Below are 17,099 nucleotides of genomic sequence, written 5' to 3'. Positions count from 1 at the left end.
ACTATTCTGCATACAAGCCTAATTGGGACAATGCTGTGTGTGGCTGCACGAAATCGTAATGGATTTCATCATTTTCCCTTACCAGCCGAAGACCTTCCAGAAGGATCTTGTCAGTCTTTTCCAACCCACCCGAAATAGCATAAATGTGCGGAAGTTCGGCGGCGATAGTTATCTCTCTGGAGCGGATTTTATTTTCATCATCGATGACATACACATATTTCTTATCCAGTACCTCAAAAGTTGCTTTTTGTGGGATAAGCAATGCGTCCGTGAGCGCAATGCTCATTTCTATATTGCCTGTTTCTCCATGTCTCAATAGACCATCCGGATTTGGGAATGTGGCTCTGAAGGCAATATTACCGGTCTCGTTATTGAAATCTGCTTCAATTGTTTCCACTATTCCCGGATAGGTGAAGTACTTATTGTTTGCCATTAGGAGCTGGACAATGACATTATCCTCGCTCTTCACTTCTGCTTGGTATTCTAAGTATTCTGCTTCCGGAACATTGTAATAGACCCACATCTTACTGTTGTCTGAGAATTCAGAAAGAAGCTCTCCTTCATCCAGTAAACTTCCTTCACGAACCCGGAAGCGGCCGATAATTCCATCAAAAGGGGCTCTGATTTCCGTGAATTGTAAGTGTACTTCTGCAAGAGCGAGCTCCGCTTTTGCTTTTGCCAATTTTGCTTTTGCCATGGCCAATTCATTTTGTGCGACGATATTTCTATCGGCCAGTGTTTTGGTGTTTTGATACTCGATCTCTGCGAAATCCACTTCTGCTGCCGCACTTTGCTGCTCCGCTTCATAGAGTTTAGGCATGATTTTGAATAAAAGCTGTCCTTTTTTCACGAGTTGACCTTCATCTACATAGATCTTCTGTAGGTAGCCTCTTTCTTGTGCACGAAGCTCAATATGTTGGATAGAATGGATTTGGGAGACATACTCTTTGGTGATTAAAGTATCCATGAGTAAAGGGCTAGTGACCGGAAATTTGGTTTCACTTTCCTTATGCTCTTCTCCGTGTGAGCTACAGCTTGCAATCCACAAAGTGCCGCATAGGCTCAAGAGCATGAAAATTTGATTTTTCATATGATTGTAATTTGTTTTTCAATGGCCATATGGAATCTCGCATATGGGATAATCATCCCAGTTTGTGACTTTTGAGTCATGCTCGATTTCATAGGTTGATTTTTTAGAAACGAATAGTGCTTTTCGGGTGATTTTGGGCGTGTATAACAGATACACGGAAGCTCTAATAGCTATTCGCTATGTCGTTAAGAGCAGTAAGTAAACAGTGGGAATAGGCAAAAAGAATAGCCTATTATAGACGGTATTATATCCGGAAAACCTGAATTACAAGATGTAATCGATTTGGCGAAATAGTTGAAAAGCGCTCACGGTAAAGCAAGCGGATATTTGCAATATGAACTAGATAACCCAATAAAAGGGTACAAAAAATAGCAGTAAAATAATTGCTGTATTCTACGAATTTCTTAAAAGAGACAAGGGAATCATCCTTTTCCTCGATTTCGAAGATGTTTAAGTTCTCATTCTCGGATTTATGACCGGTAGAACCTTTTTTGATTGTGGATTCTTGATGGCTGTCTGAGCTGAAAAAACCGGAATCTGCCGATGAGGCATCGTCCAGAGCATATACTTGACTATATCCACTTGAGAAGAGGATAGATAGTGCTAGTAAAAGTCTGGTTACCAATTGCGTCATTAGAGTGCGAAATAATACAATCTATATTTGATAGACAAGGGAAGCGTATTAATTTTTGTGAAATTGGGATGAACTACAAATCCTCCTCTTATGGGGTTGTCAATTTGGATTGACTAGTCTAGCTACCTGTTATTCTGAGGTAAGACTGTTTTCAAACAGTTGAACACCATTATAAAAGGTTGGTGTATCGGCTTGTCTCCCCACAGACTAGGTAATTTATTTGTTTACCTTTTTTACCCACCTAAGACTAAGTAGCAGAATCAAGTTTAACAAGACTATAATATGCTATGTACAGATTAAGGATAAAAAAGATAGTATGGACAGTTGCTGTCATGCTTATGGGGGGATTTCTTTCTCCGACACATGCGCAGATAAAGGAGAGAGTGGTAGAACGCGCCAAGGAATCATCCTCAAATAAAGCTGAACGGACAGTGGACGAAACCATTGAATCTGTGGGGGACGGTATTGTCAATGGTGTAAAAGGGATTTTTACTAAAAAGGGTAAAAAGAATAAAGATAAGGGCGATAACCAGTCTAACGGGATGAGGTCTGGCGACGGACAGGGTATGAGCGGTGAGTATGGTTCGGAAGATTGGGCGGATGAACAAAGCCAGGGGACTATGGATTCGGAGATGCTTTCACAAGGCTCCCCAAGCCTTTCCAAATACACCAAATTTTCCTTTGTTCAGGGGGAAGACATCATTGCCTACGATGATTTTATGCAGGACAAGGTAGGAGACCTTCCTGCCTCATGGATCACTACCGGAACGGCCGAAATCGTCAATTTTGACGGCATTGATGGCAACTGGGTATGGTTCAACAAGACCAAAGGAAACTTCATACCCGAATACCTCAGCGATTTTCCCGAAAACTTTACGGTGGAGTTTGACCTGATGTATGACTTTGCTTTTGGCGCTTTTAGTATGAGCAGGAGTTTGATGCTGGTGTTTACAGACATATCCAACCCTGAAGGAAATATGGACTGGGATGGAGGCGGAGATTACTTTAACCTCCAGAAATTATCTGACAACTATTTGGGGATCCAGTTTTCAGGAAATAGTCATGATGGCGGCCCTTATATTATTGCCAGAAAAGCAGTTCACACAGAGAAGGGATTGAATTTCAGGAATGATTTCAATGCTAAGCATCTTATAAACGCCGAAGGCGCCAACGAGCCTATTCATATTTCTATTTCCCGGATGCGTAGACGCGTTCAGGTCTTTGCCAATGAGGAAAAAGTATTGGATCTGACAGCTGCTTTTCAGAAAGACGTCAAGTTAACCAGTGCTAGATTTTTTGTCAACAACGCTACGGATGGAGACAATTATTACCTCAGCAATATCAGGTATGCCGTAGGTCAACCGGATACCCGAAATAAACTTCTGGCGAGCGGGACGTACAGCACCTCTGCAATCACGTTCAACTCCGGATCAGCAGAGATCAAACCTGAGTCCTATGCCATTCTTAAAGAAATCGCAGATGCTTTGAAGTCCGAGTCTGGTAAGTTTGTATCAATCATCGGGCATACTGATAGCGATGGCTCAGCTGAACTCAACCAGCGTCTTTCCGAGGAACGTGCGGCTGCGGTAAAGATGGCTTTGCAAAATGAATTTGGTGTAAGCAATACAATGGAAACTTCAGGAAAAGGAGCTTCGGATCCTATAGCTGAGAACAACACACCGACGGGCAAGGCAAATAATAGAAGGGTAGAATTTATCCTCAACTGATTCCATCTACTTTCAAATTAATTACCGGCGCTGTTCAAATTGAGCATGTTGGCCTTTTAATCTTATGTGATTTTTACAAAATAACTTTAAGACCTATGAAATCGACACGATTAAAATCATCATTAAACACACAGGGCTCCGCCAGCTGGCGGATTAATCGTCAAAGATTCCATCCTGTTTCCTTCGTCACGGGACAGGTTATGACCCTTAAAAAATCAATTATAAACATATGAAAAATAAAAAAATAGTAGTCGCACTGTTAAGTTTGTCAACTCTTCTGATTCTGTCTTATTGCAAAGAAAAAGAGGAGCCTGCCACTGATTACTCCCGGTTTATGATGGGAGAATGGACCATCTCCGAGACTTTCACTTTGTCTGGTGAGCCTGAAATTATTGATGATTGCAACCGCGAAACTTCCTACAATTTTATGGCTGGTGGAGTACTTAATGTCAATCCCCGTGTGACTGCAAGTGATGGAAATAGCACTTATTGTGCAGCAGTGCTGAATGATGGGTTGGGAGTGGATATAAATTACCTGATTACAGGGAATAGAATGGAAAGTGAGTTGGGAAATGCCACGCTGGAAAAAATCAGCAATAGCTCAGTCAGACTTACTTTTGACGAAGAAGAATTCGGTATAGTGGTGTTGGTGAAAAGGTAGTCTCAGCAGGGATAAGAACCTCTGACCATAGGTTTGAAAAGCATCAGGAGCAATCTTGGTGCTTTTATCTTTAGTTAGATCAAAAGAAGAGCTAATTTTTATAGCGAGGCGTTTAACTTATGGATTCTTTGCAATTCTAACTAAACTTTCAATCTCAATGACGGTCAACATTACGATTTCATTCCTGCTACTTATTGGGGCAGCTGTTTTTAGTGACAATTCTAGTAATTCAACGAGAGAAACCGAGCAGAATTCAGTGCAAACGGAAAGAGCAGGATCCTTTACCTTATGTCCGGATGGGAGTTGTACCAAGAATACCTAACAAAGTTGCAGAACTAAATGACTGATTTAAACTGGACAGATAAATACAGAATAAATGATCTTATTTTGAGGCAATTAATGGCTGCAATAGAATTGCTAATGCATATTTCAGGTTTAAGGATCTGCCAATTATCTATTCCAAATAAGCGGATTATCCTTTGGTTCTGATTTTCCAGCCAATTCCACCAATGATCAAAATAGAAGCTAGGGCAAAAGGCCATATGAGAATTGGGGATTGTTGTATCGGATCTATATTTCCGGAAACCACCAATCCTGCCCAATAAAAAGGATGGCTAAGCTCCTCATCGGGATTTGCTTTTAAATATTCACGTTTGGCATGGGCAAGAGCGATATTTTTTGGCTGACCATCAAGCAAAGACTGATAAAAAGAGACCATAAGCGTTTCAGAACTTTTATCCGGAAGTTGCCATAGACCCATGATCAGACTTGGAACTCCCGCATAAGAAAATGCGGTCGCCAAACTTTTTACGCCTTCCCCTTTTTTGATCGGACCGTAGCCTGTATTACATGCACTTAAAGTTGCTAGATCAGCATCAAGTCTCATGTTGTAAAGTTCATAAGCATGGAGCCTGCTGTCATCTGCAAAGACAAAATTCGATCGTTCACCCTCCTGATCATTGATTTCGGCATGCATGGCAAGGTGCAGGATTGAATATTCCGGAGCCTTTTGCAGAAAAAATGCTTTGTCCAGATTAGTTCCCTGATGGATCATCCCGCCCAGTAATTCGGAAATCCTCATTGCTTCTGATGCCGCTCCCGGCAGACTTGTGGCAGTACTGTCACGAAGAAAACCAATCTGCTGCGGAGAAGAGTAATCCGGAGCAAAAGCTGCGAAGGTCGGGGGGGTGGGATTTTTCTTACCACTTTGAAGCAACCAAAGTGGCAGAGATGAGGAGTAACTTATTTCATGCCGGTTAATCAAAAAACCTTCGGACTTCCCAGCTGGGGTCAACGCTTCAAATGGCACATAGTTGATGATATCATCCGGAATGATTAGCAGGTTTTGAAGCAATTCTTTTTCAACCGGTGGTGGACTCAGGAATGTGAATAGTTGTGACGAAGAAGTATAGAAAGCTTTATCTCTGCTTCTTAATTGATCCATGGTCCGATTCACCATCTCTCTTAATTGATCCGTGGATCCCAGTCTATGCAGAAGGATTTTGGATTTGGAAATTTCAAACAAATAGGCCGTAGAATCTGTGACTAGGTATCGCAATAGCGTGGTTTGCTTATCCAACTTGGCTTGGATTTGAGCTAGGTTTACATGGCTTTGACTCAGACTGAGGTATTGGGGAGTTACTTTGTCCAAATGCGCCTCCAGTTTTTGGAGTTCCCGCTCATGGTGGTGAAGTTTTGACTTCAAAAAATCCTTTTGATTTTGGGCAGCAGAATCATTTTGAAGACTATGCCATTGATCTTTGTAGTGGGCGATGAGTTTGCGATGCTCATCTTCCATTCGCTGTATAGAATCAGGAATCAGGATATCAGCATGTCGGGCATTTTTTATAAATTTTTTCCAGTCCTGGCTGCTCCTGTTATTTTCCAGCTTTTCAATCAAACTGCCTAGTGAATCCGAATTTTGGGGATTGTCTGATCGAAGCTGACACTCGAGCAGTCCCAGCTGGATTTTAGACTGCATGGATGCCAAAGCATCCGTGTAGGCACCGCCGAGGTAATAGCTGTTTAGCATCTCTAGGGCAAGTTGAAAAAGGTGCCGGGCTGTTTCCAGGTCTTGAGTGACCTTTGAGCTGTCAAAAATTGAGAGGTAAGTTTGGCCTGCTACAGTCAAGCCGGAGATGTAATTGGAATGCACCTGACCACTAAAATCAGCCAACTGAATTCTTTGTGGTAGGGCAGCAAGACTGTCGGAACCCGTCAGTATAGCTAATGCTTTTGTACTTTGGGCATTTGCCTCTTCAAGGTTGAGTGAGGCAAGTGATATTTTGGCAGCCGCAAAATAATAATCTTTCAAAACCTGAGAATGCTTGGGTGCGGCAATGGCTGAATCAATGTAGCTTTTAGCATCTGTTAGATTATTTTTATCGAGATGGATCAGTGCAATTTTGGCGTAAGTGTCTGACAGTAGTGAGGGGTTAAATTCATAGGCGCCTTTTAGATTCAATGCCTGCAGGTAATGAGAAATGGCAGCGTCAAGATTCCCGTTTAGAAAATGTAATTCGGCAAGCTCTTCTTCGGAACTGACGAGGTAAATCAGGTATTCACTGACTTTGCTGTGATCGATGGTCGAAACCAGAGCTGCGACTGAGTCACGGTACTTGGTCGCTTCATCGAGTTTTCCCTGCCGGGAAAGCACATGAATATGTTTGTTCCAGTAATTCAATACCAACTTGGTGTTTGGATCGTCTTTTTTCTGTGCGATTAATCGATTTCGTTTTCCAAAGCTCTCGTCCTGATTCCCCATCAGTAGTCGGATTTTTGCCAGTAACCCCTCAGCTTCATTGAGATCCCCATAGCGAAGATTCCAATTGATCAGGTTTCCATACACTGTCATCAGATAACTCTGGTCAGTTCCATCAGCTTCTTCCCAGGTTTTTGACGCTTTTTGGTAGGTTTGGTATTCTTTGTCCGCAAGCCCCAGTAATCCGTAATTGAAAGCCAGATTGTTGTAGGTAAGGCCTACTTCCTGGTGGCTTTCTCCCAAAAAACCGATTTGAATTTCCAACGCTTGCTCATAAAATTCCACAGCCTCCGGGTAGTTCCCGATTTTGTTGTGGATATATGCGATGTCAAAAAGAACACTCGATAAACTTTCTGGGTCAGGATCGGTTGTCGTACTAAGGGTTGTGTGGATTTTTGTGGCTACCGGAAGCGCTTCAGACCATTTTCCGTTATAACCGAGGAAATGATAATAGGCATTTAGTAGAGAAATTTTCTCATCTGTATTTAGCTTGGTACTATCCATCAGTTGAAAAGCATCAGCCAATAGGGGGATGCCTTCCGCTGCATAGTTGTAAGTCATTGCAAGGGAATGGTTCCTTTTCACCCTTAAGTAATTTTGGACTTCGCTGTTCTCATTCTTTCCCGATTCCAATGCTTTCTGCCTCCAGGGTAATGATTCGGCATGCATGGCTAATTCCTGAAGGGAGTCAGCTTTTAGGCTATGCGGGTACCAATCGGCACCTTTGTCCATGTACAGTTCCATAATCCCCACAGTAGATGCAGCTTCGGAAGGGAAATCATCCTTTTTAACTTTTTCTGCCCCGCATGCTCCCAGCAAGAGTAATGAAATCACTGCAAAAGAGGTATGTTTCCTGTTGAAGAGAAAAAAATAGAGTTCTCCTAAAACCTGTACGCTGAGCCGCCATTTATTCCACCCTTTCTCAGCCGATTCATATGCAACATACACCAATGCCCTGATCATGATTTAATTAATTAAAAGTGAACTTAACTTTAAAAAAGAAACCTAACCTTCTCAACTGAGCGATGGGTTTATTTATTCCTTAATTTGAATGTCCATTGCTTTTAAAATGGGTTTACATGGACTGTGGTGAAAATCCCAAACCTTGGAATCTGGTCCCTTCACCTTTTTGCCAATCAGAATATCAACAAGAATTGGTAAAGAGACAGTGTGATGGGCATATTAAAATTAACAAGTGTTTTATGTCATGAAGCGCCGATACAGGATGTATATTCCTACGATGAATATTCCGGCAATAAGAAAGTAATAGAAATTAGTATTTCTCTCACCTTCTACATCTCCTGCATAGATAAAAGCTCCCCAGTAATAAGGGTGCGCTAGATTATGGTCTGCACTGGCCAGGTAGTCTAATTTAGCGTTCCTAATCGCTTCGCTGTATTGCTCTCCATTATAAATGTTGTCATAAAAAAGCGCCATCAATTTGCTTGTAGATTGGTCAGAAACCGCCCAAAGGCTCATCAATACGTTTGGCACATTTGCGTACATAAAGCCTCTTGCAAGGCTAATTGCTCCTTCACCTTTTTGAAATTCACCGGAACCGGAATTGCAGGCTGATAATGTGGCCAGATCAGCGTTCAGTTTCAGATCAAACAGCTCATGGGTATAAAGTATCCCGTCATTCTCATCATCGGCGGATAATAGCAATCCAGAGAAAATAGGATTTTTGGCATCTATATAGCTATGCGTAGCAAAATGCAATATATTTGATTGAATGCCCTCGCTTTTTAGCAAGCTTTCTTTCGCTTCCAAACCGTAATAACCTTTACCAGAGAATTTTTCACTTATTTCTCCAACTTCTCGATCACTATATGGAAGGGGAGAATACGAAGCAAAGTCAAATGTGGCTGTTCGCTCATACTGAGCTATGTGTTTTGGGTCGGTAATATTCTGATAAGGCGCAAAACCCATAAATATGCTGGACTTGCCGTTCAAGTTGGTCGGTTTGAATTTTATCAAAGAGCTTGAATAATGGTAAGTGATCGTGTGACTTTTGAGAAGGTAGTTAAATTCTTTATAGTTGGCTTTTTCTGCTATTGGGTCACTGATAAGGAGCTCGAAGTTGATATAGCTCAGCGTTCCGTCGGGAATTATGATAATTTGTTTAGAAGGTAATAACTCAAGGACGGGAGCTAATAAGTTTTGATATAAGTAATGTGCTGAGTTTTGAAAATCAACTGAGGAAGGAGTTTTGGTATTCCAGATAAACTCTTCTAGATTTCTGGTAAATACTTCATCTTTGTAAATATCCAAAATCCCTTGCTTTTTACCTTTGACATAAGCCAATAAGAATTTGTCGTCCAATTCATGATATTGTAAGATCAGTTTATTCGATCCCCTCAGCTCCTTGATCTGGTCACCTGCCAGAATATCTTCCTGTAGAAAATCCAGACCTCCATATTGCATCGCGTAATAGTTGGGATATTCTTGCTTATACTGGGACAGCAGCCTATTCATTTCCTCCTTCTTACTTACGATGAGACTAAGGGTTGAGTCATTTGAACTGGATTGGATAGCTTTGGAGAAGCTGTCTCTATAGGCCTCTTGTTCCAGTAAATTTATTTCGCTTTTCAATTCCAATTCTTTCACTAGCAAATACTTGGGGATGGTACTATGATAAGCTGTGGATTGTTGGTTCAGATGGTTTTTTAGATTTGAGGATTTGTCCAAGTCTGAAAGTATAAATGCTTTTTCCCAGTAGGATTTATCATCTGTTTCTTGAAATAGTTTGTTTGCAAGCTGGATAGCTTCTGAATAATAGATACTCTTTTGTTGACCGTATTGAGCTTTTGAGCGCAAATTGAAGATCGCACTTTTACTTTTATTCAGCAATATGATCCCAATTATATAGGAGTCTAATGAGGATTTTAATAAATCAAAATCCTCATTTTTCTCAGCGATTTCTTGAGTTATTTCTGCTTTTTTTATAAAGAAGAATGCGGATTGATAAACGTCTGGTATTAGCTCAAAAGGAGGATTGTCTGCAATTCTACGATTCCAATTATAAGCGGGGATAAATCCTTTCAATGCTTCCAGAAGAACATTCTCAGCTTCTGGGAATCTCTTCGATTTCAGATAATAATCTGCTTTTTCGAAAAGATATTCTATGTAGTCGTAAGTTTTGTTCTGCGTCGGTTCATCGTATATTTTCTTTATTTGATTGAAATAATACTCTGCAGAATCCTTATAATCCAATTTATTATTTACTCTAGCCACATTTGTTAGCATCGCAGGCATGTCATCGTTGACCTCTCCCGATAATTTTGCCTTCAAGGCCACAGCCTTTTTGTTATAGTCTAGGCTTTCTTTAAAGTTTCCTCTTTTCTCTTCAATATCGGCTAATACCAAATAAAAATAAGTCATGTAGAAGTTCTCTTTATTGATTTCATAGAGCATTTGATAACCTTTATTTGCATAGGTAAAGGCATGTTCAAGGTCATCTGAATATTCATTTTTGTGAGAATATACATATGCATAATATAAAGAAGTTAAAATTACGTCACCCGGACTTTTGTCACGACCCATTTTTATCAAGTTCAATTCACTTTTTTTCAGGCTTTCCAATGCTTCTTGATATTGCCCTATGTTGATCTTTGGCATGGATTGGTTGAGATAAGTAGTAAAAGCCAAGGGAGTTCCTTCATCTAATCCCTGTTGCTTCAGTATGGTCAGACAGCTGTCGTAATAGCGTAGTGATTGCTCGCTTTCTTTTAGGTTGTTCAGTAATACAGCAAAATTATTATATGCCCTAGCTAAGCCCGAGGGGTCGTTTTTTCTCAAATGTTCTAACTGTTCCTGATATAAGTCTTTACTCTTTTTGTATTGGCCATCGTCGTTTAGAAACGATGCATAGCGGTTGAAAAAAATGTTAATAGTTTCTAATTTATCGGATTTTTTTGGACGTATTATTTCGGACAATCCTTTTTCTAAATAATACAAAGTGCTATCCATATTTGCTTCAAAGTAATGCGAATAGGATAAGTGTAGTAAGGTCTCCAAATAATTATCATACAATTCTTCATTCTTGAAATAACGCTCCAATTCTTTAAGTAAAACTCTATTCTTTATTTCACTTTTCGGAATTGTTATACTTTCAGTCTTTATGCTTTCCAGTTGTGCTATTTTGCTCTTGTACTCAGTACTGTCTAGAGATTGGCTATGGCTCGCAAGAGTTGTGCTACACACAAGGATAAAAAACAGAGCTAAATACTTGAGGTAAATAATTTTCATAGTGTTTATTTAGATGCACGCTACTTTACCGGTAGCTACTTTAAACTACAACTCGGGACTCTCAACAATACCGAAAACGAAACATCTTTCTTCGGTCTTCTTTCCCTGCCGGAGGACAGCATCCCTATTGACCAAGAGAATTTGCTTATTGGCAGAATTCTGTACTCAGAATAATTAACTTTAAGTCACTTCAATTACTTTTTATTCTATCTCTAACAGAATCCGCTCCACCTCATCCATTTTATAGCCGCTGCTTTTTCTCAGACGGATCATTTCCTCTTTTCCCTTGACCGTGTCACCTTTTACTAGATAGCTTAAAGCCATGTACCACTTGGCCTGATCCCGTAGCTGCGTTCCATCGCTATATAGATAGTTGTCAAAATAAAGGATGGCCGAGTCGTATTGCCCGAGTTCAAACTTCGAAATGCCTTTATAAAAATGGATATAATCTGTCTGATATGGTAAAATGCCGGTAAACAAACTGTCAGAAAGGCGATAGTTTCCACTTTCGTAAGCAAGGAATGCAGCTTTCTCCTGATCTTCCGGATTGAACCCTTCCCCACGTGTAATCGGTGACACTACGTTTGGATAAGCGTTGTAGTAAGAAAGAAATGAATCTGAAGTCTGGGGATCTGTATTAGAATCGGTGATTTTTAGGAATAAGAATGTCGCACCTAATACCAGCACCAGGCCGGCAGCAACCTTCCACAGTGAAGTCCAAGGAAGAATTTCACCTTTTTTAGGTTTTGCATCTAACTCTTCATCAACATCCCGCAAGTAGGATTTAAGTTCTATATGTTTATTTCTAATGATCGCTTCACGTGCAGCTTGCTGAAATTCGAACTCTTCCCTTAGGTCCTCGTCTAACTGAAGTAAATTCTCCAATCTCTGTCTTTCCTCCTCAGTCAGCTTTCCCTTAAAGAAGCGGTCAAGCAGTTCATTACCTTCCATTAGTATTCAAATTTTTTGTGTTTAAACGACTCCTTGAGTGCTTTCATACAGCGGGATTTATGGCTTTTGACCACATCGGGGTGATTATACTCCATTATCTGCTGGATTTCCTTCATGCTTTTGTTCTCGTAGTAATAAAACTCGAGGATTTTCCGGCATTTTTCGCCAAGCTTGGCAAGTGATTTTCCAAGGAAAAATACCCTTGGATCAGGTTCTTCTATAAAGAGTTTGGCTTCTTCATAGAATCCCTGAGACCACTCCTGTTCTTCTTTTAACTCAAGGTTGGGGTGTTCTTTTTTTAATTTGGTGAACAGCATGAACTTTCCCATAGAAAAGAGGTAGGTTTTTATACTGCTTTTTTCAAGCTCGAGCTTTCCACTTACAGCTCTGTCGAATAAGGCTATGCTTACGTCTTGATAGATATCATGTAGAAGTTCTACATCCTGGTGATATCGCTTTGCAAATTGTAGGAAAGGCTCCCGATATAATTTGTATATCTCCCCAAGTGCAGCCTTATCCCCAGACTTTAACCTTTCTATAAGAATATCACTCATCTACGTTTAGTCTTAAAAATTGGAATAAGGTAAACATAAAAATAATTTTTCTTAAAACATATACTTAGTTTGTTGTTGTCGGTTTATTTTCAGGATGTTATAAAATCAACTGTCTTATTCAAGTCTCTCCAGACTTCTTTTTACTTAGATGGATCCTGACTAGATAGTCTGAAGTCAGCATTACATACGGTATTTAACAACAAAGTACGCAGCTAGTTTATCGTTGTTGTTGCTATGCTGCTTCTCCAGAAGCAGTACTTAGTACTTATCTAGTTTGAGTCTGTCTCCTGTCAGGCTGGTTTCCCGTTTCATGATCCAATGCTGTCAGTGAGGAGACTTCAGTCTACAGGACACAAGTCTGGAGGCTCCGGATTGATTGCTTTTTACCATAGACTACTCCCAAAATTTTCTTCAAAAATCAATCACTCTCCTTGTTTAAAATCGAATCTGTCTCATTCCAATAGTTTTCAAATCAATCAGAAACAAGGTGTTGACTTGTTCAAATTGTCCCATGATCAACTGAGTCACAAAATCACACATATACAATCCCACAATTCCTGGTACATAGCCCATCACACCATTTTCTGAGCAGCTCGGGACATCTTCAGCGTTTGGCGGTTCGGAGAATAAATCCCGCAAGTGCTTGCTCCCTTTATAATTAAATACCGCTACTTGTCCATGATATCCCAAGATACTGCCATATACTAAGGGTTTTCCCATCTTCACGCAGGTGTCGTTCACAATGTATCGCGTCAGAAAATTGTCACAGCCGTCCACGATAAAGTCGTAATCGTTAAAAATTTGCTTGGCATTTTCTTCTGACAGTAATTCGGGATAGGTAGTTATGGATACATAAGGATTTTGTTTTACTAATTTTTCCTTGGTTACATCCACTTTTAACCGTCCTGCATCTTCAGGCGAAAATAAAATCTGACGATGGAGATTAGATATTTCAACTACATCAAAATCAACAATTCCTAGGGTTCCCACTCCCATCGAAGTTAAGTACTGAAGTAGTGGTGCACCCAAGCCTCCGGCACCGATGACAAGCACCTTTGCTTCTTTTAGCATTGTCTGCCCAGTCAAGCCCACATCCTCCAGCATTACCTGCTTATTGTAGCGATTGAATTCTTCTCTGCTAAGCATAGTCTTCACTGAATTTTCGGTCCCAGTCTTTATGAACGGCCTCGTATCCCTTGGCTTTGATCAATTCCACTATCTCCTGAACCGGACGATCATCGGAAATCTCAAACTGCTCCAGAGATTCAGGTTCTACGGAGTAACCCCCTGGATTTGTTTTTGACCCGGCACTCATTGACGTGACTCCAAGTGGTATAATATTATTTCTAAAGTGCTCCGATTCTCTGGTAGAAATTGACAGTTCCACATCCTCGTTGAATAGGCGGTAAGCCGTCAGTAATTGCACCAAGTGTCTGTCTGTTACGATCACATTGGGTCCAATAATTCCCTCAGCAGGACGCATTCTCGGGAAGGAAATAGAGTATTTTGTTTTCCAGAATTTCTTTTCCAGGTAATCCAAATGAGCGGCACAGTAAAAGGAATCAACCCGCCAATCTTCCAATCCTAATAATACCCCCAATCCGATTTTGTGGATTTCCGCCTCGCCGATTCTATCGGGTGTTTCCAAGCGGTAATCGAAATTCGATTTTTTTCCTTTGGTATGATAAGTTTTGTACACTTCCTTATGATACGTTTCCTGATAAACCAACACGGAGTAAACACCGGCCTCATGTGTTTGTCTGTATTCTTCCACACTTAAGGGCTGAAATTCTATCGAAATATTGGCAAAATAGGGCTTGATAAGCTTGATCGCCTGTAAGAAATAATTGATGTTTACCGTATGGTTCGCTTCGCCCGTGACCAATAAGATATGGTTAAATCCCTCCTTTTTTATCGCTTCAATTTCCTTTATGATTTCATCATCGGAGAGGGTCTTGCGTTTCACTTTATTGGTCAGACTGAAGCCGCAATAGGTGCAGATATTGTTGCATTCGTTGCTCAAATACATGGGTGCGTACAGCTGTATGGTTTTTCCGTATCGCTTTTGGGTCAGCATACTCGACTTTGCAGCCATCTGCTCCAAATAAGGTTCTGCAGCAGGGGAGACCAATGCCTTAAAATCTTCCAAAGACAATTTCGAGGAGGACAGTGCGTGAAGCACATCTTTCTCTGTCTTGGAATAAATCGATTCCTTCACCTCATCCCAAGAGAGGGAGTTGAATATGTCTACAAAGCTACCCATTCAAAAAAGACGTTAAGGGGCTTGATGCAACCGCTGAAGATTGGATCTTTCCCAATTTCGATTCATAGGCCAATCGGCCGGCAATTACCGCCATTTTGAAAGCTGCGGCCATGTCTGCCGGATTTCCCGCTACTGCGATTGCAGTGTTTACCAGAACGGCATCCACACCCAGCTCCATGGCTTTGGCTGCATCAGAGGGAGCTCCGATTCCTGCATCCACAATCACGGGAACCCGACTTTGCTCGATTATAATTTCCAGAAAATCTATTGTTCTCAGTCCTTTATTGGTGCCAATCGGCGAACCTAAAGGCATCACTGCAGCAGTGCCTGCATCTTCCAATAGCTTGCATAAAACAGGGTCTGCATGAATGTAAGGAAGCACAATAAAGCCCAGTTTCGCCAATTCTTCCGTTGCTTTCAAGGTTTCTATCGGGTCGGGCAGCAAGTATTTTGGATCAGGATGAATTTCCAGTTTCAGCCAATTCGTTTCCAATGCTTCCCGGGCCAACTGAGCTGCAAAAATAGCTTCTTTCGCATTTCGAGCGCCGGAAGTGTTGGGTAGCAAATTGACAGACTTGGGTAAATGACCCAAAATCGAGTCAGTATCGGTTTCCAGATCAATTCTTTTCAGTGCTACTGTTACCAATTCAGAACCTGAATTGATAATGGCATGCTGCATTTCTATAGGCGAACCAAACTTTCCCGTTCCCAAAAAAAGGCGTGAGCTAAATTCCTTGTCTGCGATTTTAAACGGGTTCATAGAGTATCTTATTAATGCGTTCCACAATTTCTTTTTTATGCATTGAGTTGGTCAAAATCCCCGATAGAGCAATTCCGCTGATTCCCGTCTCTAGAATAGGGGAGATGTCTTCCAACTGAATTCCACCAATTGCCACGATGGGCGTTTTTCTTTGCTCCTCATTCAATCGGTTGATCAGGCTTCTGTAACCTTCCAATCCGAGTATTGGACTCAGTTTTTCTTTTGTCGTGGTGAATCTGTAGGGACCCAGCCCTATGTAATTGCAGCCTTCTTCTATTCTTTGTACTACATCTTCCACCGTATTGGCGGTTCCGCCTATGATTTTGTCCTTACCCAATATCAACCGCGCTTCTATAATGGCCGTATCTGACAATCCCAGATGAACTCCATCAGCATTGATTTTTTTTGCGAGATTCACGTTGTCGTTCAAGATGAAAGTTGCTCCAAATTGGGCACATAATGACTGTACTTCCAACGCTGTTTTCTCTACAATTTCATCCGGAAAATTCTTCATGCGCAACTGAATCCATTTGCCTCCTGCATTCAATACTTCTTTGCAGTTCTTGAGGTGTTCTTCAGGCGTTTGACCTTGTGATATGAATTGAAATCTATACATGATGATATCCCAATAAGGTGTGATTACTATCCAATACTTTCTCCAAATATTTTTTTCCCCTCTGGCAGGATTCTGTCAGCGAAAGTCCCAAAGCCAAGTTGGAAGCTATCGCAGCAGATAAGACACAGCCTGTTCCGTGCTTGCTGTTAGTACTTTCCTTTGCAGGCAAAAACTCAGTGATCAGTTTTTTTTCATATAAATAATCGACGCCCTTTTTAGTTGCGTGATGTCCTCCTTTCAGGAAAACTGTGCAGTGCTTTACCAATTCGCTTGCGGCATTTTCCTCTGTTTCCTCTCCTGTTATCCATTTCACTTCTTCCAGATTTGGAGTAATCAGGTAGCATTTTTCCAAACTTTTGTAAAAGCGTTCTCTCGATGAAAAATCAAACAAGTCAAATCCTGCGGATGCTCTAAACACGGGGTCTACGACAATTTTTATCCCGGGATAATGTGTGCTCAGAAAGCTTACGATCTTATCCAAATAGTCCACATTGGGCAAAATCCCTGTCTTAATTACCGCGACGGGATACTTTGACAATAAGACCTCAAGTGCAGTCAACACATCCGCTACTTTCTCCCAGCGCATAGCTAGAAAGCTGTCTTCCGTTTGCAGGGTAATTCCCGAGCAAATAGCCAGACCATACACTTTGTGCTGCTCAAACGTTTTGATATCCGCCGTAAATCCGGCACCTCCGCTTGGGTCGAAACCTGCAATTGTCAATACAAAAGGTCTATTATCCTGCATTTTGGTTTTTTCTGAAAGTCTAAAATAGTTCCCGCAGATATACGCTGAAAAGTCCGCAGATCTCCGCAGATCTCACCAATTGAATTAGC

Annotated in this window: 13 protein-coding genes; 2 read left to right on the top strand and 11 right to left on the bottom strand. The window is 41.0% G+C overall.

Translation table 11 applies throughout. From position 1 onward, the window contains the following. Position 1 precedes the first annotated feature (1 nt). Positions 2-1,090 (bottom strand): efflux RND transporter periplasmic adaptor subunit, encoded by a 1,089-nt coding sequence (locus tag J2X69_RS06290; RefSeq protein WP_310100231.1) that lies wholly within the window; start codon positions 1,088-1,090, stop codon positions 2-4. Positions 1,091-1,334: 244 nt separating this feature from the next. Beyond that, positions 1,335-1,724: a hypothetical protein gene (locus tag J2X69_RS06285; protein WP_310100228.1), complete on the bottom strand. Its 390-nt coding sequence runs from the start codon at positions 1,722-1,724 to the stop codon at positions 1,335-1,337. A 287-nt stretch (positions 1,725-2,011) separates the two neighbouring features. On the opposite strand from J2X69_RS06285, the gene J2X69_RS06280 reads away from it, so the two are divergent. Next, positions 2,012-3,451 (top strand): OmpA family protein, encoded by a 1,440-nt coding sequence (locus J2X69_RS06280; protein ID WP_310100225.1) that lies wholly within the window; start codon positions 2,012-2,014, stop codon positions 3,449-3,451. Between the two features lie 229 nt (positions 3,452-3,680). Next, positions 3,681-4,112 carry a hypothetical protein gene (locus J2X69_RS06275; protein WP_310100222.1) on the top strand — a complete coding sequence of 144 codons (432 nt, stop codon included), beginning with the start codon at positions 3,681-3,683 and terminating at the stop codon, positions 4,110-4,112. Positions 4,113-4,584: 472 nt separating this feature from the next. On the opposite strand, the gene J2X69_RS06270 is transcribed toward J2X69_RS06275, so the two are convergent. The 9 genes from J2X69_RS06270 to J2X69_RS06230 form a co-directional block, all read right to left on the bottom strand. Further along, complete coding sequence (locus J2X69_RS06270; RefSeq protein ID WP_310100219.1) at positions 4,585-7,836, bottom strand: CHAT domain-containing protein; 3,252 nt, start codon at positions 7,834-7,836, stop codon at positions 4,585-4,587. Between the two features lie 237 nt (positions 7,837-8,073). After that, entirely contained in the window at positions 8,074-11,121 is a 3,048-nt protein-coding gene (locus tag J2X69_RS06265) for a CHAT domain-containing tetratricopeptide repeat protein (RefSeq protein WP_310100215.1), read from the bottom strand. Between the two features lie 201 nt (positions 11,122-11,322). Then, positions 11,323-12,072 carry a hypothetical protein gene (locus J2X69_RS06260; protein WP_310100212.1) on the bottom strand — a complete coding sequence of 250 codons (750 nt, stop codon included), beginning with the start codon at positions 12,070-12,072 and terminating at the stop codon, positions 11,323-11,325. Continuing rightward, positions 12,072-12,626, bottom strand: coding sequence for a sigma-70 family RNA polymerase sigma factor (locus J2X69_RS06255; protein WP_310100205.1), 555 nt, complete (start codon positions 12,624-12,626; stop codon positions 12,072-12,074). The genes J2X69_RS06260 and J2X69_RS06255 overlap by 1 nt, the downstream gene beginning before the upstream one ends. A 435-nt stretch (positions 12,627-13,061) precedes the next feature. After that, on the bottom strand, positions 13,062-13,772 hold the full coding sequence (locus J2X69_RS06250; RefSeq protein ID WP_310100202.1) for a HesA/MoeB/ThiF family protein: 711 nt from the start codon (positions 13,770-13,772) through the stop codon (positions 13,062-13,064). Beyond that, positions 13,765-14,889 (bottom strand): 2-iminoacetate synthase ThiH, encoded by a 1,125-nt coding sequence (gene thiH, locus J2X69_RS06245; RefSeq protein ID WP_310100199.1) that lies wholly within the window; start codon positions 14,887-14,889, stop codon positions 13,765-13,767. Before thiH ends, J2X69_RS06250 begins: the two co-directional genes overlap by 8 nt. Next, the gene (locus tag J2X69_RS06240; protein WP_310100196.1) at positions 14,882-15,649 is read right to left on the bottom strand and encodes a thiazole synthase; all 768 of its coding nucleotides are present in this window, start codon (positions 15,647-15,649) and stop codon (positions 14,882-14,884) included. The genes thiH and J2X69_RS06240 overlap by 8 nt, the downstream gene beginning before the upstream one ends. After that, positions 15,636-16,265, bottom strand: coding sequence for a thiamine phosphate synthase (locus tag J2X69_RS06235; RefSeq protein WP_310100194.1), 630 nt, complete (start codon positions 16,263-16,265; stop codon positions 15,636-15,638). Before J2X69_RS06235 ends, J2X69_RS06240 begins: the two co-directional genes overlap by 14 nt. Continuing rightward, on the bottom strand, positions 16,258-17,010 hold the full coding sequence (locus J2X69_RS06230; protein WP_310100191.1) for a hydroxymethylpyrimidine/phosphomethylpyrimidine kinase: 753 nt from the start codon (positions 17,008-17,010) through the stop codon (positions 16,258-16,260). Before J2X69_RS06230 ends, J2X69_RS06235 begins: the two co-directional genes overlap by 8 nt. Between the last annotated feature and the right edge of the window lie 89 nt (positions 17,011-17,099).

It is taken from the genome of Algoriphagus sp. 4150 (assembly GCF_031457395.1).
Classification (GTDB): domain Bacteria; phylum Bacteroidota; class Bacteroidia; order Cytophagales; family Cyclobacteriaceae; genus Algoriphagus.
This window is presented reverse-complemented; position numbering and strand designations above follow the sequence as displayed.